Origin of the sequence: Paenibacillus pinihumi DSM 23905 = JCM 16419, assembly GCF_000422505.1 — a bacterium.
Taxonomy (GTDB): Bacteria; Bacillota; Bacilli; order Paenibacillales; family Paenibacillaceae; genus Paenibacillus_D; species Paenibacillus_D pinihumi.
This window is the reverse complement of record NZ_KE383869.1, coordinates 193,105-210,219: the sequence shown is the minus strand read 5'-3', so window position 1 is coordinate 210,219 and position 17,115 is coordinate 193,105. Positions and strand designations below refer to the sequence as shown.

Annotated in this window: 22 protein-coding genes; 7 read left to right on the top strand and 15 right to left on the bottom strand. The window is 48.0% G+C overall.

Going from position 1 to position 17,115, the window contains the following annotated elements:
* Positions 1 to 49: 49 nt before the first annotated feature.
* Positions 50 to 598 carry an RNA polymerase sigma factor gene (locus tag H583_RS0130025; protein WP_245586039.1) on the top strand — a complete coding sequence of 183 codons (549 nt, stop codon included), beginning with the start codon at positions 50 to 52 and terminating at the stop codon, positions 596 to 598.
* Positions 582 to 1,361 (top strand): hypothetical protein, encoded by a 780-nt coding sequence (locus H583_RS0130020; protein WP_028563715.1) that lies wholly within the window; start codon positions 582 to 584, stop codon positions 1,359 to 1,361. The genes H583_RS0130025 and H583_RS0130020 overlap by 17 nt, the downstream gene beginning before the upstream one ends.
* A 162-nt stretch (positions 1,362 to 1,523) precedes the next feature.
* Here the strand turns inward: H583_RS0130020 and H583_RS0130015 are convergent, their stop codons facing one another.
* Positions 1,524 to 2,288 carry a phytanoyl-CoA dioxygenase family protein gene (locus tag H583_RS0130015; RefSeq protein ID WP_028563714.1) on the bottom strand — a complete coding sequence of 255 codons (765 nt, stop codon included), beginning with the start codon at positions 2,286 to 2,288 and terminating at the stop codon, positions 1,524 to 1,526.
* A 117-nt stretch (positions 2,289 to 2,405) separates the two neighbouring features.
* Here H583_RS0130015 and H583_RS34825 point away from each other — a divergent pair, with 117 nt between their 5' ends.
* A complete protein-coding gene (locus tag H583_RS34825; RefSeq protein ID WP_081667662.1) occupies positions 2,406 to 3,281 on the top strand; it encodes an AraC family transcriptional regulator in 876 nt (291 codons plus the stop codon).
* A 46-nt stretch (positions 3,282 to 3,327) separates the two neighbouring features.
* On the opposite strand, the gene H583_RS0130005 is transcribed toward H583_RS34825, so the two are convergent.
* Positions 3,328 to 3,783 (bottom strand): J domain-containing protein, encoded by a 456-nt coding sequence (locus H583_RS0130005; RefSeq protein ID WP_036711513.1) that lies wholly within the window; start codon positions 3,781 to 3,783, stop codon positions 3,328 to 3,330.
* A gap of 367 nt (positions 3,784 to 4,150) precedes the next feature.
* On the opposite strand from H583_RS0130005, the gene H583_RS0130000 reads away from it, so the two are divergent.
* On the top strand, positions 4,151 to 4,966 hold the full coding sequence (locus H583_RS0130000; RefSeq protein WP_028563712.1) for a DUF817 domain-containing protein: 816 nt from the start codon (positions 4,151 to 4,153) through the stop codon (positions 4,964 to 4,966).
* A gap of 146 nt (positions 4,967 to 5,112) precedes the next feature.
* Here the strand turns inward: H583_RS0130000 and H583_RS0129995 are convergent, their stop codons facing one another.
* The 4 genes from H583_RS0129995 to H583_RS0129980 form a co-directional block, all read right to left on the bottom strand.
* The gene (locus H583_RS0129995; protein ID WP_028563711.1) at positions 5,113 to 5,577 is read right to left on the bottom strand and encodes a hypothetical protein; all 465 of its coding nucleotides are present in this window, start codon (positions 5,575 to 5,577) and stop codon (positions 5,113 to 5,115) included.
* 59 nt (positions 5,578 to 5,636) lie between these two features.
* Entirely contained in the window at positions 5,637 to 6,056 is a 420-nt protein-coding gene (locus H583_RS0129990; protein WP_028563710.1) for an SRPBCC family protein, read from the bottom strand.
* A complete protein-coding gene (locus H583_RS0129985; protein ID WP_028563709.1) occupies positions 6,053 to 6,382 on the bottom strand; it encodes an ArsR/SmtB family transcription factor in 330 nt (109 codons plus the stop codon). The genes H583_RS0129990 and H583_RS0129985 overlap by 4 nt, the downstream gene beginning before the upstream one ends.
* A gap of 163 nt (positions 6,383 to 6,545) precedes the next feature.
* Positions 6,546 to 7,607, bottom strand: a complete 1,062-nt coding sequence (locus H583_RS0129980) for an ankyrin repeat domain-containing protein (protein WP_028563708.1) — start codon at positions 7,605 to 7,607, stop codon at positions 6,546 to 6,548.
* A 149-nt stretch (positions 7,608 to 7,756) separates the two neighbouring features.
* Here H583_RS0129980 and H583_RS0129975 point away from each other — a divergent pair, with 149 nt between their 5' ends.
* Positions 7,757 to 8,434 carry an alpha/beta fold hydrolase gene (locus tag H583_RS0129975; RefSeq protein WP_211228370.1) on the top strand — a complete coding sequence of 226 codons (678 nt, stop codon included), beginning with the start codon at positions 7,757 to 7,759 and terminating at the stop codon, positions 8,432 to 8,434.
* Positions 8,435 to 8,536: 102 nt separating this feature from the next.
* Here H583_RS0129975 and H583_RS0129970 read toward each other — a convergent pair whose 3' ends face one another.
* The 3 genes from H583_RS0129970 to H583_RS0129960 form a co-directional block, all read right to left on the bottom strand.
* Positions 8,537 to 8,974, bottom strand: a complete 438-nt coding sequence (locus H583_RS0129970; protein ID WP_028563706.1) for a hypothetical protein — start codon at positions 8,972 to 8,974, stop codon at positions 8,537 to 8,539.
* A 126-nt stretch (positions 8,975 to 9,100) separates the two neighbouring features.
* Entirely contained in the window at positions 9,101 to 9,520 is a 420-nt protein-coding gene (locus tag H583_RS0129965; RefSeq protein WP_028563705.1) for a DNA/RNA helicase domain-containing protein, read from the bottom strand.
* A gap of 51 nt (positions 9,521 to 9,571) precedes the next feature.
* Positions 9,572 to 10,249 carry a YdeI/OmpD-associated family protein gene (locus tag H583_RS0129960; RefSeq protein ID WP_028563704.1) on the bottom strand — a complete coding sequence of 226 codons (678 nt, stop codon included), beginning with the start codon at positions 10,247 to 10,249 and terminating at the stop codon, positions 9,572 to 9,574.
* 243 nt (positions 10,250 to 10,492) lie between these two features.
* Between H583_RS0129960 and H583_RS36975 the strand changes: the two genes are divergently transcribed.
* Complete coding sequence (locus H583_RS36975) at positions 10,493 to 10,666, top strand: hypothetical protein (RefSeq protein ID WP_154666034.1); 174 nt, start codon at positions 10,493 to 10,495, stop codon at positions 10,664 to 10,666.
* Between the two features lie 197 nt (positions 10,667 to 10,863).
* On the opposite strand, the gene H583_RS0129950 is transcribed toward H583_RS36975, so the two are convergent.
* From H583_RS0129950 to H583_RS0129930, 5 genes are all read right to left on the bottom strand, one after another.
* Positions 10,864 to 11,754 (bottom strand): class I SAM-dependent methyltransferase, encoded by an 891-nt coding sequence (locus H583_RS0129950; protein WP_028563703.1) that lies wholly within the window; start codon positions 11,752 to 11,754, stop codon positions 10,864 to 10,866.
* Between the two features lie 52 nt (positions 11,755 to 11,806).
* Entirely contained in the window at positions 11,807 to 13,207 is a 1,401-nt protein-coding gene (locus H583_RS0129945; RefSeq protein ID WP_425414548.1) for a DHA2 family efflux MFS transporter permease subunit, read from the bottom strand.
* A 55-nt stretch (positions 13,208 to 13,262) separates the two neighbouring features.
* Positions 13,263 to 14,189, bottom strand: coding sequence for an NAD(P)/FAD-dependent oxidoreductase (locus tag H583_RS0129940; RefSeq protein ID WP_028563701.1), 927 nt, complete (start codon positions 14,187 to 14,189; stop codon positions 13,263 to 13,265).
* A gap of 50 nt (positions 14,190 to 14,239) precedes the next feature.
* Positions 14,240 to 14,719, bottom strand: a complete 480-nt coding sequence (locus H583_RS0129935; protein WP_028563700.1) for an RrF2 family transcriptional regulator — start codon at positions 14,717 to 14,719, stop codon at positions 14,240 to 14,242.
* A 113-nt stretch (positions 14,720 to 14,832) separates the two neighbouring features.
* The gene (locus H583_RS0129930; RefSeq protein WP_028563699.1) at positions 14,833 to 15,534 is read right to left on the bottom strand and encodes an aspartate/glutamate racemase family protein; all 702 of its coding nucleotides are present in this window, start codon (positions 15,532 to 15,534) and stop codon (positions 14,833 to 14,835) included.
* A 278-nt stretch (positions 15,535 to 15,812) separates the two neighbouring features.
* Between H583_RS0129930 and H583_RS0129925 the strand changes: the two genes are divergently transcribed.
* Positions 15,813 to 16,787, top strand: coding sequence for an Ldh family oxidoreductase (locus H583_RS0129925; protein ID WP_028563698.1), 975 nt, complete (start codon positions 15,813 to 15,815; stop codon positions 16,785 to 16,787).
* 87 nt (positions 16,788 to 16,874) lie between these two features.
* Here the strand turns inward: H583_RS0129925 and H583_RS0129920 are convergent, their stop codons facing one another.
* Positions 16,875 to 17,072 (bottom strand): hypothetical protein, encoded by a 198-nt coding sequence (locus H583_RS0129920; RefSeq protein WP_028563697.1) that lies wholly within the window; start codon positions 17,070 to 17,072, stop codon positions 16,875 to 16,877.
* Positions 17,073 to 17,115 lie beyond the last annotated feature (43 nt).

Genomic DNA, 17,115 nt, shown 5'->3' with positions numbered 1-17,115 from the left:
TGAACTGGGAGACGGCCTATTTTGTCTATTCTATAGGAGGTGAACGCCGGTGGACTATGATTACTTAAAATACGCCGCTTCAATGAATCCCGATATGCTGGAATCGCTCATACGGGATTACGGGCAGGAAGTCTGGAACTATGCCTTCCTGATCGGCCGCAACCGCAGCCTGGCTGACGATATTACGCAGGACGTATTTATAAGGGCATACCGCCACCTTGATTCATTCCGGGGAGAAGCATCCGTGAAGACCTGGCTGCTCCGCATCACACGCAACCTGAGCTACAATTACAAAAATTCAGCCTTCTTCCGCAGAACAATTCTGCCTGGCCGTATTATCCCAAATGGACAACAACGTTCTGCCGAGCAAGCATTCCTGGACGAAGAAGCAACGAACGAGGTTTGGCGGCATGTATTCAGCCTGCCTGCCAAGCATAGGGAGATTCTGCTGCTTCATGCGCGTCATCAACTGTCTATGACGGAGATCGCCTCGCTGCTCGGCATTCCCGAAGGAACAGCCAAGTCGAGATTATTCGCTGCACGTCAAAAGCTATCCCGACTGTTGAAGGAGGAAGGAACCTATGAAACGTTCATCTAACCCGGAATGGTACACTACACTGAAGGAAGATCAGCCGCTCAGAAAACGCATGTTCAACGAAAAACTCGCCACCCATATTTATAAGCAGGCTTTGGGGGAAGGCGACCATAGCATTCGTCCCCGGCACTGGCTGAAGGTGTTTGGAGCCGTGGCGGCGGCTGCAGCCCTATGTGCGGTCTTCATTTTCTCCGACATACTGGCACCTGACAGCGCACCAGCATTCCCATTAATTATAGGTAAATCTACTGTCGTGCTTGAACCCCAAATCCGGGACACATTAATTAATTCCGGCCGGGGTGACGATGAGAAGAAACAGGTGCTCTTAGAAAAGCATATCGCCGGAAATTTTGCATTGATCTATTCCGCTCCGCCAAAAGATGCAGACAACACTGGCGTATATATTGATGTTTTGAAATGGACAGATTACAATGGCAATTATTCGACCGGTACCGGGCTGGGCGGCTGGTCTCGTGATTACAGCGGTCAACGAACAGGGACGGAAAGCTCCATTATGCCCGGAGTTGTATTCGATGGGCAGATAACCTACGGTAATCTGAATATTTTCTCCGGGAATCTGTCACAGTCCGGCATTGCCGGCATTAGGATCAGAGACAGGCTCGGCAACCACTGGGATGCGGATATTATCCCAAGCCCTGACGGCTCCCGATATTGGTTGGCGGACACTCAAAATACGGGAAAAGGGACTACTATAGAGGCTATCGATGGCCATGGAACCGTGCTATCTTCTTATACGCTGCATTAACGGCTTTCTGGCGAATCATACATTCTTCAATAAGCCCCACCGGGCTGATGCTTCGAGAAAAAACGCAAGTCCCGAGGCTTCCTCAGCCTTGGAACTTGCGTTTTTTCAATTGCGGCTACAGGCCAAACCTGCTTGCAATTTAAACTTATCGTCAAACCTCGCTCAATGCGCCCCTTTATAAGCTTTAAAAATCGGATTTTGACCGCATACCATAAGCCCCTGTCCCCAATTCACATGTGTCTCTTCACTTGGCATATCCTCAGGATCGCGGTACTGGAACAGCACATTGCGCCGTGTCCGCTCGCTGCGGTTCGGGCCCGAACCGTGAATCGTCAAATAATTGAAGAACAATACGTCCCCTGCCTTGGCCGGACAAGGAGTTCCCATCGAAATCGGGTATTGCTCATGATTCAAATAGTGTCGCCCTACGTGCCCAACCGGGCCGTCCTTGTGAGATTTAGGGATAACACACAAGCATCCGTTCTGCTCGTCCGTGTCGTCCAGGTGCACGCTGGCAGCCATCATTGTATGCTTCTCATGGGGAAAATACGGGTGATCCTGATGCATTGGGAATGCGGCTCCATTCTCCGGCGGCTTCACCAGCATTTTCGAATGATGAAGCTGTACATTCGGGCCGATCAGCATCGACAGAATCGACGCCATGTTGGGATGGGACAAAGCCCGTGTAAAAATCGCATCGTGATAATGAACATCGTGAAACCCTTTGAGTACCAGCTTCTTCAGTTCCTCTGAAGGCAAAAAATCGCCCTGCCATGCCGCATTATGGTCAAATTTCGTGCTTGCTGCGCGTTCAATAATCCCATCCATCGCCTTGCGCATCATCCCGATCTCATCGGTACTGAAGACACCCTCCACTAACAAATAACCGTTTTCCTTGTAAAAATCCGCCTGCTCCTTCGTAATCATCGAACCCGCTCCCTCGGCTTGTGGTGTTGGCCTTTCGATGTTATTGTAAAATGAATCGGCAGCATCGTATTTGACCGGATCGGACTTCTTTTTGCACTTTTGAGACAGAGGAGGCAGATGATGAGGGCGCTGGAATTCAAGGATCGTGAAAATTGGCTCAATATCGCGGCGGAACGCCCAACTGGCGGTCAGCTTTCGTTTCAGGTTCAATACTGGGGTATCAATCCGAATCATTACGATAATCCTCTGCACAAGCACTCTTTTTACGAAGCATGCTACGTGCGTGAGGGAGAAGGTACTTACCTGGACCACGATACCGAATACCCGCTGTACAAGGATACATTATTCCTGTCCAAGCCGGGCATTCTTCACCAAATCCGTAGTAAAAGTGGTCTTGATCTGTGCTATGTGGCTTTCGAAATCGATGAATCGGGTTCAGCGCCGGAGGCCCTTGCAAGCTGCCGTGAGTTGGAGAGCTCTTCAGACTGCATTCGCTATGGAATCGGGGAGACACCGACTGCGCTCATCTGGCGTGCATTGATTGAGCAGACCCGGAACTATGATTCTCTCAACGATACGCTGCTGAACAGTACCGCACAGTCACTGCTGCTCTCCTTATGCAACGCCTTTGCAGAGGAGAACGAAGGGAAACGGACGCCGCCTCCACGCAAGCTATCGCATCATTCCCTGCGCAGTGTGGTCCTGTATATCCGTGACAACCTGTCAGCTGACTTGTCTGTGGGCGATATCGCCCGTTACATGCATTTATCCAGCCGCAGTGTATCCCGCTTGTTTCAAGAAAATTTGCAGACCAGCTGCCAGGACTATATCCAACGGGAAAAATTAAAGCGCGCCGCGCATCTGATCCGGCACACCGACCTTGGCTTCTCAGAGATCGCCGAACGCGCAGGTTATGCAAGCGTGCATTATTTTACAAGAGTATTTACCAGAACCTACGGAATGTCACCGGGAAAATATAGAAGCGGCCGCTAAGGGCCGCTTCTATATGACAAATTCAGGGGTATCAGCCATCAGCGCTCTACCCTTGCCCGCCTAATAACTTCTTATAGGAATTCATGAGCTCAATAAACATCGCGGCGTCTCCGCCTGCGTCAGGATGGTATTTCTTTGCAAGCTCCCGGAATCTTTTTTTAATTTGATACTCATCCGCATTACACGGCAGCCCAAGATTTGAAAGAATAACAGGGTCATGCATTCCGGACTCGCCAGCCATCCCGTTATCTTTATAATACTCATAATAAACCATTGATGAATATTCATTCATGACACTCTCATACTCTTCACGACTCATCGATACTAACATTCGCAAGGAGTATTTCGCGTTACTGTTATTGGTCTCACGAAGCTCAAAGAATTGATCCCAAATGAGCTTGTTATGGGGCTTCAAGATACCGTTAAACCGAATTTTGACTTCAAGCTTTTTGAGCCTTCTCAACTTTCGCTTTATTTCATCCATTCTATAAACAGCATCCATTTCTATCACCCCCGCTACACTTGATCATACACCGTCTGATGGTTCTCAATGTATTCCTCAGCACCCCTTTTGCCACACATAGAATACAATTTCCTTTTCTTATAACTGCAAAAATCTGATCAATCCACAAAAGTCATAAGAAAATTTTGGCAATTGTATCATATCCATGTCGCAGTGCCAAGATTGCTTTTAAAAATGTGCGTGGGCAACTATTCCGTGCCCTTAATCTTAATTCGTCATTTAACAACAATAATATTTCCCATTTCAATAATAAATTATTGTAAAACAATAAATTTTATGATAAATTCAAGTCGATACAAATGCATGGATTCTATCTGCGATTACTCTCAGAATGGAGAGAAATATAATGCAAAACCGCATATGGCATGCCGTCCAGCAGTTGGTACACTTTGGCTGGCAGCAAGCACTGTCTTGTATTTTTCCCGTGGTCATCTTTGCTTCATTGGCGCTGACCAAGCTGATTTCACTCCCTTGGGTACCCCGTTATGATTTGCTGCTTATCATTTGTCTGGCCATGCAGGTATGGATGCTGCGTTCAGGGCTGGAGACACGCGATGAGCTGAAGGTCATTACGGTCTTCCACCTGATTGGTCTCGCGCTGGAGCTGTTCAAGGTTCACATGGGGTCCTGGTCTTATCCGGGAGAAGGCTGGACGAAGGTCGGCGGAGTTCCCCTGTACAGCGGGTTTATGTATGCGAGCGTAGCGAGCTACCTATGCCAGGCATGGCGGCGTATGAAGGTCGATCTTGTGCGTTGGCCTTCACTCTGGCTGGTCACCCCGCTGGCCGCAGCCATCTATCTGAACTTTTTCACGCACCATTATTGGATCGATATCCGCTGGTGGCTGTCGGCACTGGTGCTGATCGTATTTTGGCGGACATGGGTTACCTTTGAAGTCGGCCGTCATCGTTACCGGATGCCGCTGGCACTCTCTTTCGTGCTGATTGGCTTCTTTATTTGGGTTGCAGAGAACATCGCGACCTTCTTTAGCGCATGGGAATATCCGGATCAGTCTGATGTCTGGCGTCTCGTCCATGTCAGCAAGGTCAGCTCATGGCTCCTGCTTGTCATCGTCAGTTTTCTCATTGTCGCCACATTGAAGCGAGTGAAGGGGCAGCGGCCTCCGGTCCGGGAAGGCAGCCACAACTCCTTGCAGAACTGAAGCAGATTGCAGCTGCATATTTTTAGGAGCTGAACAGCTATGGAGCGAAAAAAGGAGACCCCTATGTTAGAGGTCTCCCCATTTGCGAATTCTATTTCTGCTTTCCTTGCCTGTCCAAACACACAGCCATTATGCATTTGTATAATTCAATATTCCCCTTTAATGACAAAAAACGAACCGCGAATTGTTCCGGCCAGTTTAGACTTCTGCCTGGCAAACTTAAACTTCCCTTCCAACTCGGCTGGTACCTCCATCCCCTCAGAAAGCTTGAAACCAACGGCCCGCTTCTTAGGGTCATCCACCGTATACATCACATTGATCGCAAGACCATCCTCATAAAAGACGTAGGCGAATTGGATATTCTCTACTTGAAAACGCGACGTTTCTAATGGCTTCGCCGCAAATTCCAGATTTCGTTCTTCCTTCAAAATCCGGTTCACATAATCAAGGGTCTCCTGGCTTTCTCCAGCCTGCACAACCGTAAATTCATGCTTGTATTTGTTCATAAAGTAACGGGCTTCATTAGCACGCAGACCGGCAAGCGCATCAACTACAGGTGAAGATTCTAAACCAGCCGTAGACACCTTATTAAAATCAACGATAGGGGACATTTCCATTTCTCTTTTTGTGTCATTATTCCCAAAAAATCGGCCGTTAACTATGATGAGGTTCAGGAAACGACCTGTTCAAGCTTGCCGCACCAACTGCTCCAGCCATACTTGGCTCCATTGAGTGCCGGTTCACTTGAAATTCCGGTCTGTTCAAGATGAAGGTTAATCTTCCCTTCCCCCAGATCCTGCAGAGTCCAGGTAATTGTGTGCTTCTCCCCTCCGCTGTTCCATGTATAGGACAAGTGGTTCGGTTCGTCCACAATAAGGACTTCACCCTCTATAACTCCATTCCACCATTCGGTCGGCTGTGTACGGAACTGAAATGCGTGTCCTACAACAGGCTTAAAATTGTTTTCCATTGCTTCACCTGTATGGATGTTGGCCACCCACTTGGCAAGTTTGCTTGAATCAGTCAAAGCCAACCAAAGCTTCTCGATTGATGTCTTGTATTCAAAATCCAGGGATAATGTCAAACTCATTCTTCTTCCTCCTCTAATAGTTGGTTCAAACGTAATAAATTTGCACTCCAGAACTGGCTATAGAAGGCTACCCAATCTTGAATTTCTCTGAGCGGGGCGGCGTTTAGCCTAAATAGCGTTTCCCTGCCGGCTTTTCGGTCAAGTACCAGTCCTGCCTCTCTAAGTATGGTCAAATGCTTGGATACGGCTGTACGGCCCATCTGAAAGTGTGCCGTTAATTCATGCAGCGGTGTCTCCTTCGCCTCTGCTAACAGACGAATGAGCCGGCGCCTGGTTGGATCGGCAATCGCGGCAAATACATCTCGCAATTGATCTCTCTCGCTCAAAACACCCTCTCCTAAGCATTTTTTGTTATATTTAATTGGACACCATTTGGTGACGGTTTTATTATAGGACACCATTCAGTGTCGTGTCAACAAGGTTTTTAAGAGTCTTTATTAAAACGTTGAAATGTAAAAGACACCCTTGTTGTACAAGAGTGCCCCAGGTTTAAAAAATATGATTGCCGGATAAGAGCATATTATAAATTACTTCGTTTTCACAGGTTTTAGCCAAATCCACAGGTGTCTTCCCGTCTCGGTCTGCAGCTTGAACGTCCGCACCATGCTCTAACAGCATTTCAGTTGCGGCAACATTTCTCCTCATAATCGCTCTATGCAAGGCGGTTTGCTTATACTCATTTCTGCAATCAACATTAGCCCCGTGAGCTAACAAGAATTTTATTCCTGTTGCGTTATTGTAATCCGCGAAGTTATGTAGAGGCGGGAATGGTTTTCTCTCCTGATTCACATCACAGCCCAGCATGAATATCTCTTTCAGCAGAGCTTCATCCTTACAATGATAAGAAATTGAAAATCCCTTCTTTTTTACCTCTTTTTGATAAACCTCCGGAAATGCGTAACTCATATAATTCACAATATCACTTGAGTATCTAAATGCGAGTTCAAGAGGTGTTTGAGTAAGAGCACGTTTTCCTACATTCGCGCCCTTCTCGGCTAACAACCTGAATGCCTCTAAATTATCGTGCTTGCTGCAGAACTGCAATGAAGTACCGGAATATTCAAGAACCTTGTCTAAATCGGATTTTCTCGCTCGGCCTGCCCGTTCCTTGATTTTGTCCATATCATTCATGTAACATGCAAATACCAAGGTATCCTTGATTTTTTCCGCCTTTAAAGATTTCTGCAACGTTTCCTTTCTTTCCTGCCCATCAGGCTCCAACCCATATCTCTGATAAATAATTAATTCCAGGACATCGGAATCAAAAAGCTCAGGATTCATATCGTTCACGATGCCCTGATCGACTATTCTGCCAGCATCTACTTTGACACATAGAATTCCCTTCCCTAGCATAAACTCTTCGATTTGGTTATTATATTTATCAAAAAGAGCAATCGTGATTTTGCCATCATACGAGACTTCATCTCCAGACACAGCAAAATACCCGCTCGTATACGAATTTTTAGTGCCTAAAATCAAATAGACATACGTTTCTCCACTTAGCATGGGTTCATTGATAATATGGTTTACTAACTCATCAAGGCTGTGCATGTTGTTACCTCCATATTTTTACTATAAAGTATACTGAAATCACGCTGCTTTAGCTGCTAATAAAAAGATGGCGAGCATACGAAGGAGGAAGATGAATTAATTCAAACTTGGGGCTTCATGAGGAAGCAACTCCAGTACCAATCATCCTCGTGCCCGGTTTCTGGCTCGGCGCTTGGGCGTGGGATGATGTCGCTGCGGTTCTCAGGACTGACGGGCACGACGTCACGGCACTTACGCTGCCAGGGCTTGAATCGGCGGATACCGACCGCTCCAAGATTACCCTGTCCGACCATGTGGATGCAATTTGTGATGCCATCGAAGCAGCGGGACAACCCGTCGTGCTCGCTGTGCACAGCGGGGCCGGAGTATCAGGCTATGCTGCGAGTGAGCGCTTGCCTGGACAGATCGCAGCTATGATCTACATCGATTCCGCTCCTGCAACAGGCGCAATTAACCCTGGCTTCCACGCTGTCGAAATGCCGCTGCCTCCTTGGGAGGAACTGGCGGACGATGGCATCCGCCTGATGAGCGACGAGCATCAGGAAATATTCAGGCAGCGTGCCATCCCCGAACCGGGTGCCGCGGTACGTGAAGCACCCGTTCTGACGAATGAGCGGCGACGCGGCGTGCGAAGCATCGTCGTATGCACCTCCAATACATCTGAGGAGATGAAATCCATGATCGATAAGGGCTATCCATGGCTCGCCGGTCTCGCTGAACTGCGCGATGTCTCCTATGAAGACCTCCCGACACACCACTGGCCCATGTGGTCACGCCCCGTTGAACTTGCTGCCATAATTGGGGCGGCGGCACATCGGGGGTCCTAAATTAAGATTTTTGTCCCCTAATCAAGAATAGACACTTGCCTATCCACATTGTCCCAAGGTTCAACTATTCATGAATACGAATCCAAAATGACAGGCACGCCATTAAATTTTAAAGAAATGATAGTCTACCGGGCCATCCAACAGCGTCGGTCCAGTTAAGCACATTCGTATCCGTTCACCCTCCAGAAATTCCACTTGAAACGGTAATGATTGTACATGATACAAGTTTGCTGACTTCGGAATTAACGTGGTTCTTGTCCACACTTGGGGAAGTCCGTCTGCGATTAGATTACCCCTTTCAATTTCGATACAGCAGTCGGGCGTGCCTTCTGTTTCTGAGCGATAGGTTCCGAGCAGGCGCTGATAATTTTGTTGAACCACAGAATCCTTATCTGATCCGATAATGCCTAAGAAATCCAATAATATGCGACCATACCCGGACCAATCTCCTTCCGAGTTTTCAATGGCGATTTTATTGCAGCCCAAACCTTGAAAGGCCGCATCTGCCATATTTCGGTAGTCAATCCAATAGGCTGCCATGCCTGCAAATCCATGCAAACCCCGCGATTGTCCATAGGGAGATTGGGTAGCAGCGCGAATAAAGTTTTGTTCTGTACTTCCGCCCCTGCGTGTACAGATTTTTTTGAGCGCTTCACCAATGTCTCTTTAATAGAAATAAATAATGTATGGATTCAAGGGCATGATAATTTGTTCTATATCTTTCACGTATGCCTCAATCTCTTGCCTGGACACCCCGAAAGGGAATAAAGTCCAGGTTAGATACCCGAAAAGGCAACTATCTACAATGATAATTCCATCCGACGACTGCACGGCCTCAACAAATTGTTGCCATTGCTTTAAAGCCTTATGTATAACCTGCTGATAGTTTCCGTCTGACAACTCGTTAATGATTGTCTGCATGACATCGTAGTTATCATATATGTAAACAGGGTGTCCTTTCTCCTCTTCGTACCACCATTTATGACGCAATCCCTGTCGCAACAATTCATGAGAAATCAACTGTGCTGTTGTTGATTTTCCCGAGCCCGGAATGCCCTCAATCATAATCAGTTTGGTATTCTTCATTCTCACACCTCTATATTGAAATGATAACTTCTTATTGTCCAAGTGGTTGGCCTATTCAGACCGCCGGCCTCTCCGGTAAATATCAATACTTTTATACCCCTCACCCAGAATCTTTTTCATTTCTGTCCTCCGGTTGGCTCTGGTGCCCTCTTGTACGGCGCTGTACACATAACGGGCCCAGTCCTTTCGGTAACCTGGGGCAAGAGACTGGTAAAAGGCCAATGCCTCCGGGCTGTCATGCAAATCTTGTTCAACAGCAGGTATCATCGCAATATAGTCATCTACACGTTGACTTGGTTTTGACGACGCATCACGTTTCTTCCGTGTCTCCACTTTAAAACCAACCACGGTGAATACCTCATTTAAACCCGCCATACGCGCAAATCGCAGATTGCCCGTTCCAATATAGCCGTCCTCATCAGCCCCTAACCCTTCAAAAAGGCTGTCTCTGTGAATATAAGTCGGGTACACTTTATTCCCCTTTTTCGGATAAGCTGCGTACAAATAGCCCCCTTGGTCCAAATAGTTGTGATCCATGACTTTGTTGACGAGCTCCTGCATCGATTCCATATCGAGGACGTAAGCAAAAATGAGGTCGTAGCGGCCCCCTGTCAATTCGGTATCATGCTCCTCCAGCCCTGATAGGCCATGTTCACCTTCTGGTTTGTACAATACTGCAATCCTTTTATATTTATGGAGATTCAATTTGTCTACAATGGTTTTCGTCATATAGGGAACCTCCATTAATGTTTTTATTTATCCTGTATTTATCATCGCAGCCATTTAAAAAGGCTGCCAATTAGTTATCCCCATACTACAACATGGGTGTAACCTATAGCAGCCTTTGATTAACAGGAGTCACAATTTTTATATAGACCTTATTCAACATCATAACAAAGCGAAAATTATAAGTCTATATTTTTTTGGAAAAATGTGAAAAAATCTCTATATCTTCAATGAAGGAGTGCGGTTATGGAGATTAAAATAGTAGAATTAAATGATTCTTTCGTGCACGAGGCAGGTTTTCTATTAGCCGCCTACAAATTTGCAAGCGGATGGGACGGTCAGAAGCAGAAGGAAGTGTATATGCTGCCGTTACATCAATGGAACCGTCCACCCCGGCAGGAGGACGCAGATGAGCAATAATAAAACTCCCCTTGTCATCGCAATGGCACGGTGAATTCTCCGAGATTATGAAGACAGTCCGATCGAAGCCGTAAGAAGCGATGCGGGGCACTTAGAAAATTCCACTCCAGATGGTGAAGTGGAGTGGATTCTCTATAATAATTCTTGCTATCCGTCCGTTCCCAAACCGTTGGCTACGGCTCAGATCAGTTCCGGGCCTACAGATCCTTACTGTACATGCTTTGTTCCTGCAAGCGGATCAAAACCTTGCCAAAGCGCCCGCCCTGACGGACCGTCACTTTGCCGGACGGATACGCTTGCTTCAGATAGTCTGCCAGCAATTTCAGGTTTCTGTCATCTGGAGACAGGCCATACCTGGGGAGGAAGCTCTTCAATTCCTGCAACGCCTCTTCATGGGAGAGCTCTGTCGTTTTGTCCTCCCGTGTTACAAGTGACTCGTAGGCATAACCTTTGAGATAGAGAAGATGGAGCAAATACCCCATTTCGAGCGGTCTTGGCTGGATGGGCTTGGCTCCGAGGAGCGGCAACACTTCATTAAAAAGACTATGTTCGGCATGAGCCACCGGCATGCTGATATAGCAAAACTGCTTCGCGCATTGAAGTAACTTCTCTACACCTTCCCAGTCATAAATGACCGGGCACATGGACACAAATACGAGATCAAAGGAATGGCTCCAGCCTCGGGCCGGAACGTCAATATTCTCGAACGGTTCCGGTACGATTTGCACTTTGTTTTCCCTAAATTTAGCCGTATTTTCCTCAAGCAGCTCCACCAGAGGCTGTGAAGACTCTACCGCAGTTACGCGGGCGCCCCGCTCTGCCAGCGGGACCGTAAAAACACCGGAGGCGGCGCCAACATCCAGTACGGAAGCGTCATCGAATTGAACCCCTTGCCCTTCAATCCAGTTCAGGATGCGCGCACTCCTTTTTTTCCCCTCTTCGCTAAACGATTGCCCGTTGAACGTTTTGGCTTTAAGATCAAAAGCGTTGGCTGGCGAGATGCCATCCTTTTTCATCTTCTGTAAAACGGCCTCGCCATGGTCATTCCAGGCTTGTTCCCAAACCGCAGCATTAAAAAAATCGTTCATGGTCATTCCTCTCTTTCACTATGATTTAATGGTCTGCCCGGTAAACAACCCTTTATGCCGAGGCTTTAACTTCTTTGTCTGCAGATTTTGAATTCCGGATGAACAGACCGAGAATGAGCGCGACAACCGCGATAACAACGCCAAGCCAGAACGCCTGATTGATGCCGGCCCCCAGCCCGTTGGCTATTTCCACAGGAGACTGCGGATCACTTGAGCCACTCAAATATTTCTTCTGTCCGCCCGACATGATACTGATGTACAGGGCGGTACCAATCGCTCCGGCTACCTGCTGCAGCGTGTTCAGAATTGCTGTCCCATGAGGGAGCAGAGGTCTCGGAAGCTGGTTAAGAGCGGCTGTCTGTGCAGGCATCATCACCAGCGCAACACCGACCATCAGCGTAATATGCACGGCGACAAGGACGCCCAGGCTGGTCGTGCTGTTAAACTGGGTTAACAACCATAGTGCGACAACAGCTATTGCAAGGCCGGGGATGACAAGCACACGCGGTCCAAATTTATCGAACAATTTGCCTGAGACCGGAGCCATAAACCCGTTCAAGATACCGCCAGGAAGGAGAATCAAGCCGGACTGGAACGCCGTAATCATAAGTACGCCCTGCATAAACATCGGAAGCATGATCGCTGACGAGAAAAATGTCATCAGAAGCACGAACTGCAGCACGGTGACGAGCGCAAATGTCGGATAACGAAATACCCTTAAATCCATGACTGGCTGTTTTAATAGTAACTGCCTCCAGGCAAACAGCAGCAAGCCGACACCACCTGCGGCGATCATCCAGATCACGACCGGCTTCGACCAGCCGTGCTCACCAGCACTGCTGAACCCATAGACGATTCCACCAAAGCCGATCGTCGACAATCCGATGGATAACAAATCTATTCGCGGTTTTGTAACGTCCGACACGTTCTTCAGGAAGACAGCGCCGATAATAATAGCGAGCAGTGCAAATGGCAGCACGAGAAGGAACAGCCAGCGCCACGACAGACCATCCACAATCAGTCCCGACAGTGTCGGACCGATTGCAGGCGCGAACATGATGACAAGCCCGAACATTCCCATTGCGCCTCCCCGTTTTTCCGGCGGGAACATGACCATAATCGTGTTGATTGCAAGCGGCAGCATGATGCCTGTGCCCATCGCCTGGATAATTCGCCCAACCAGCAGCACGGTGAATTCAGGCGCCATCGCCGAAGTCAGTGTTCCGGCCAGGAACAGGCTCATCGCCGACAAGAACATTTGACGGGTTGTGAACCACTGCTGCAATACTGCCGTAATAGGGACAAGCACACCGACAACAAGCATATAAGCGGTAGCCAGCCACTGAACCGTCGGCGCGGGTAAGCCGAACGTTCTCATAAGTTCAGGAAGGGCGTTGCCCATTAACGTCTCATTCAAAGCGGCTACGAACGTGCCTACAATAATGGCCAACATGATCGGACCGCGTTTGAGGCTGCTCAAATCAATCGATGATGAGGCTGTATTTGTATCAGATATGTTCATTCATTTCACCCCATGCCTCGGCATTCAATTCATTGTTAACGGCTGCTGCGGCTACTGAACCGTTAGAGGCGGCAACAATGGACTGATAAACCCGCGATGCCATATCTCCGGCGCTGTAGACGCCCGGAACACTTGTTTTACCCAAAATATCCACAACCACATTGCCCGTTTCTGCGATCTCGCATCCGATGTCCCGGGGCAAGGCTGATCCCATAACCAGATCCGGCTTGAAAAAGATTCCTCTGCATGGAATCACCGTTCCATCCTCCAACACGACTTCCCGCACAATTCCATCTTCAGAGTCGATATGATGAATCGGCGATTCGTATAGTTGCACCTTTCGCCGCAGCACCTCGCGCTCCGTGTCCGACAGCTCATCAGGGCCGTTCGTACAGATCGTAAAACGATCCGTCCATCCGGATATTAACGGGGCAAAATGCATCAGTTCAGCACCCTTGTTAATGATGACAAGCGGTTGATCTCTTAATTCCCATCCATCACAATACGGACAGACAAATGCGCTTTCCCCGTAAACCTCTGCCAGGCCGGGGATATCCAGCGGGCGGTCCTTCATGCCGACAGCTAACAGCACCTTCTTGCTTTCAATACTGCTCCCTTGAGCAGTCGCAATTTGAAAATGGCCATCTGATCCCGTAATCGAGACCGCAGTATCCGCCAAAAATGAGACTGAAGGATAAGCTTCAATTTGTTCTTTGGCTACGCGCCGGAATTCGCCGGGACTTACTCCATCACGGGTCAGAAATCCATGGGCCTCTCCAGTCACAGCATTGCGTGGACGGCCCTCGTCAATTACGATTACGTTTTTCCGGGCTCTCCCCAGTACAAGGGCCGCGCTCAAGCCTGCCGGACCGCCGCCTACAATAACAACATCGATCTTTTTCGAATTTCTCATAATTACCTCCGTGGATCTATTATATCCATAATTAAAGTACAAGAAGTGTATCACTTCTTGTTTGTGTCATGTGTGCAGCGTTTCCTGGATTCATCCAGTATGGTTTGAATCGTGTGCCCCTTCAAGTATTGACGCAGATGCTGTTCCGCGCCATCCATGACCTTCTCAATCAGGCAACCTTCTCTTTTGGGGCTTTCCTGCTCAGCAATCTCCGCTTCCGTGAGCAACAGGTGCTGCTGTGAGCTGGAATTTGAGCATTCGAACATCCGCTGTCTTCCTTCAATCACCTCAATGATATCCAGAAATGAGATCTGTTCAGCCGGTCGTGCGAGTTCATAACCGCCGTTCACCCCGGGCACTGCCCGCACGATGCCATCCTGCCTAAGCTTGGACATAATCTTGGATAAATAGCTTTCAGAAACACCAAGTGCCCCGGATAACTGCTTAATCCCAACATTATGGCGCCGTTCCGAGTGGCCCAAATGAACCAAAGCATGCAGAGCGTAATCTGTGCTTTTAGAAAATTGCATGGTTTCCTCCCTCCATTCAATATCACTTTAATTATAGATCCGTTATGTCCATAATAAACAATTCCTTTTTTATTTGCAACCCTTAATTTATTTTGCATGTCTCAATTCAAAAATTACTCCTTGTCCCCTAGCGCAAAATCAACGGCAGCTTCGGCATGAATTCTTGTTGTATCATACACCGGGATACTGCAATCTTCCTGCGAGATGAGCATTGTAATTTCCGTACATCCCAAAATGACAGCCTCCGCTCCCTGCAAGGCAAGCCTCTCAATGATATCCAGATACTTTTGCTTTGAGTTCTCACTAACAATTCCAAGACATAGCTCTTGATAAATGATATCGTGAACGACTTCCCGGTCAGCTTCATCCGGAACGGCAACCTCAAGCCCGAACTGCTCAACAAGCCTGCCCTTGTAAAATTCCTGCTCCATCGTAAACGCTGTCCCGAGCAAAGCGACCTTTTTTATATTGTCCGCAGCAATTTTATTTGCCGTTGCGTCGGCGATGTGAAGCAGCGGAATCGATACGGAATTCCTCACTTCCGCCGCCATCTTGTGCATCGTATTCGTGCATATGACGATAAGATCGGCTCCGCCTGCTTCAAGCTTCCGGGCTGCTTCTGTCATGAACCTGGCAGCCTCGCCCCAATTTCCCTGGTGCTGCAATTTTTTAATTTCCTGAAAATCCACGGAATACATCAAGCTCTTTGCGGAGTGATGCCCGCCTTTCTTCTCTTTTACCCGCTCATTGATGATCTGGTAATAAAGCATCGATGACTCCCAGCTCATTCCGCCTATAAGACCTATTGTTTTCACAGTTCGATTCACATCCCGTCCAGTTTTATTCTATTTTGCCATAAACAATTTGGATTTGCATGAATTTCAGGATAAATCTTGTCAAACAAATAGCGGGATTGGCTAACCATGACTTGTCTGGGCTAAGGTAGTTCTATGATATAATTATAAAAAATTGTATTTACATATATGTAAAAGGAAATTCAACGGGGAGCGTGACGAAATGCTAACTGAAAATCATACTTCAAAAAATATAAAAGGAATCAATCCAATTCACTCGGATATCAGGATAATAGCCCATGCGATATGATCTCAAGAGCGCAAAAGAGTTGGCTGTTCGCGTATGTATTGCCGCTGGCGCAAGCAAAGCGGCGGCAACCTCTCTTGCTGAAGCAACTGTAGCTGCAGAATGTTCCGGTCGGAGATCGGTTGGATTTGCTCATCTTCCCGACTATTTGGACGGCTTTTTGTGTGGCCGCATTGCAAGCACAGAAGAACCTGCACTCTCCTTTCCAACCCCTGCGCTCATTCAAGTCGACGCTAAGGGCGGTATCGCCCAACTTGGTTTTGATCGTGCATTTGAGGAATTGCATACCCGGGCAAGCGTTTATGGCGTCACTATATTTACGTTAAAGAACAGCTATACGGCTGGAGAGTTGGGCTATTACGTAAGGCGGCTTGCCCGTAAAGGTCTGGTAGCGCTGGCTGCGACCAATGGATGTGCTTTACTGGCTGCGGGACAGAGCAGCGAAGCTGTTTACGGCACTAACCCGCTGGCATTTGCCGCGCCCGTCGACAACAGGGCACCCTTGGTTATCGACCAGGCATCCAGCGCCACGGCGTTTGTCAATATTCGGCAAGCGGCAGAGCAGGGGGAGATGATCCCCGAAGGCTGGGCAATTGATAGGAAGGGACAAGCCACAATGGATTCGCGTGAAGCGATCAAAGGTGCTTTACTTGCTTTTGGCGGTACTCGTGGAGCTAATATCGCACTCATGGTTGAAGTACTCGCCGCAGGTACGACAGGCGGGAACTGGTCACTGGATGCTCCATCCTTCGAGGACGGGAGTGATTCGCCTGGTGCTGGCCTGTTCATTGTGGCCCTGAATCCTGAACTGCTCGCTCCAGGTTTTTCCGCTCGATTGGCGTCACAGATCGAACGATTGTCCTCCAAAGGTATTCATATCCCCGGAGGCAGCTGCACGGAGGATGAAATTGAAATCGACCTTCCTTCTTCACTTGTTGCCGCCCTTGAGGAATATTGTTTGCCTTAGCTAAGCTTTTTTCTGAACAAAGTTCTTCCCCCAAAGCTGCTGAGAGGGCTATTGCTTTTTCATCGCTATGCAGCCAGTTTAATTCGATTATACAACGAGCATGATAGGTGCCATAACGGGCAGCGGGTCATGTGCCGTCTCAAAAATGGTTGCAAGCCTGATGATCCCGGTAGCAATGTCACCAACCAGATCAGAGTATGCTTGCCAGATTTTGAAATATTGGTCGGTTGTGACGGCAACCGGTTCTGTAATACTGGTAAACGGCACCCGCGCTTTCGGGAGCAAAAAAGAGACTGCCCCCAAGTAGTCATAACAACTACCTCGCAGA

Bases quoted from the DNA above. Each gene is read 5' to 3' on its own strand.
- H583_RS0130020 (WP_028563715.1), top strand. From the start codon at position 582: ATGAAACGTTCATCTAACCCGGAATGGTACACTACACTGAAGGAAGAT.
- H583_RS0130015 (WP_028563714.1), bottom strand. From the start codon at position 2,288: ATGATTACGAAGGAGCAGGCGGATTTTTACAAGGAAAACGGTTATTTG.
- H583_RS34825 (WP_081667662.1), top strand. From the start codon at position 2,406: ATGATGAGGGCGCTGGAATTCAAGGATCGTGAAAATTGGCTCAATATC.
- H583_RS0130005 (WP_036711513.1), bottom strand. From the start codon at position 3,783: ATGGATGCTGTTTATAGAATGGATGAAATAAAGCGAAAGTTGAGAAGG.
- H583_RS0130000 (WP_028563712.1), top strand. From the start codon at position 4,151: ATGCAAAACCGCATATGGCATGCCGTCCAGCAGTTGGTACACTTTGGC.
- H583_RS0129995 (WP_028563711.1), bottom strand. From the start codon at position 5,577: ATGTCCCCTATCGTTGATTTTAATAAGGTGTCTACGGCTGGTTTAGAA.
- H583_RS0129990 (WP_028563710.1), bottom strand. From the start codon at position 6,056: ATGAGTTTGACATTATCCCTGGATTTTGAATACAAGACATCAATCGAG.
- H583_RS0129980 (WP_028563708.1), bottom strand. From the start codon at position 7,607: ATGCACAGCCTTGATGAGTTAGTAAACCATATTATCAATGAACCCATG.
- H583_RS0129970 (WP_028563706.1), bottom strand. From the start codon at position 8,974: ATGGCAGCCTATTGGATTGACTACCGAAATATGGCAGATGCGGCCTTT.
- H583_RS0129965 (WP_028563705.1), bottom strand. From the start codon at position 9,520: ATGAAGAATACCAAACTGATTATGATTGAGGGCATTCCGGGCTCGGGA.
- H583_RS0129960 (WP_028563704.1), bottom strand. From the start codon at position 10,249: ATGACGAAAACCATTGTAGACAAATTGAATCTCCATAAATATAAAAGG.
- H583_RS36975 (WP_154666034.1), top strand. From the start codon at position 10,493: ATGGAGATTAAAATAGTAGAATTAAATGATTCTTTCGTGCACGAGGCA.
- H583_RS0129950 (WP_028563703.1), bottom strand. From the start codon at position 11,754: ATGAACGATTTTTTTAATGCTGCGGTTTGGGAACAAGCCTGGAATGAC.
- H583_RS0129945 (WP_425414548.1), bottom strand. From the start codon at position 13,207: ATGTTGGCCATTATTGTAGGCACGTTCGTAGCCGCTTTGAATGAGACG.
- H583_RS0129940 (WP_028563701.1), bottom strand. From the start codon at position 14,189: ATGAGAAATTCGAAAAAGATCGATGTTGTTATTGTAGGCGGCGGTCCG.
- H583_RS0129935 (WP_028563700.1), bottom strand. From the start codon at position 14,719: ATGCAATTTTCTAAAAGCACAGATTACGCTCTGCATGCTTTGGTTCAT.
- H583_RS0129925 (WP_028563698.1), top strand. From the start codon at position 15,813: ATGCGATATGATCTCAAGAGCGCAAAAGAGTTGGCTGTTCGCGTATGT.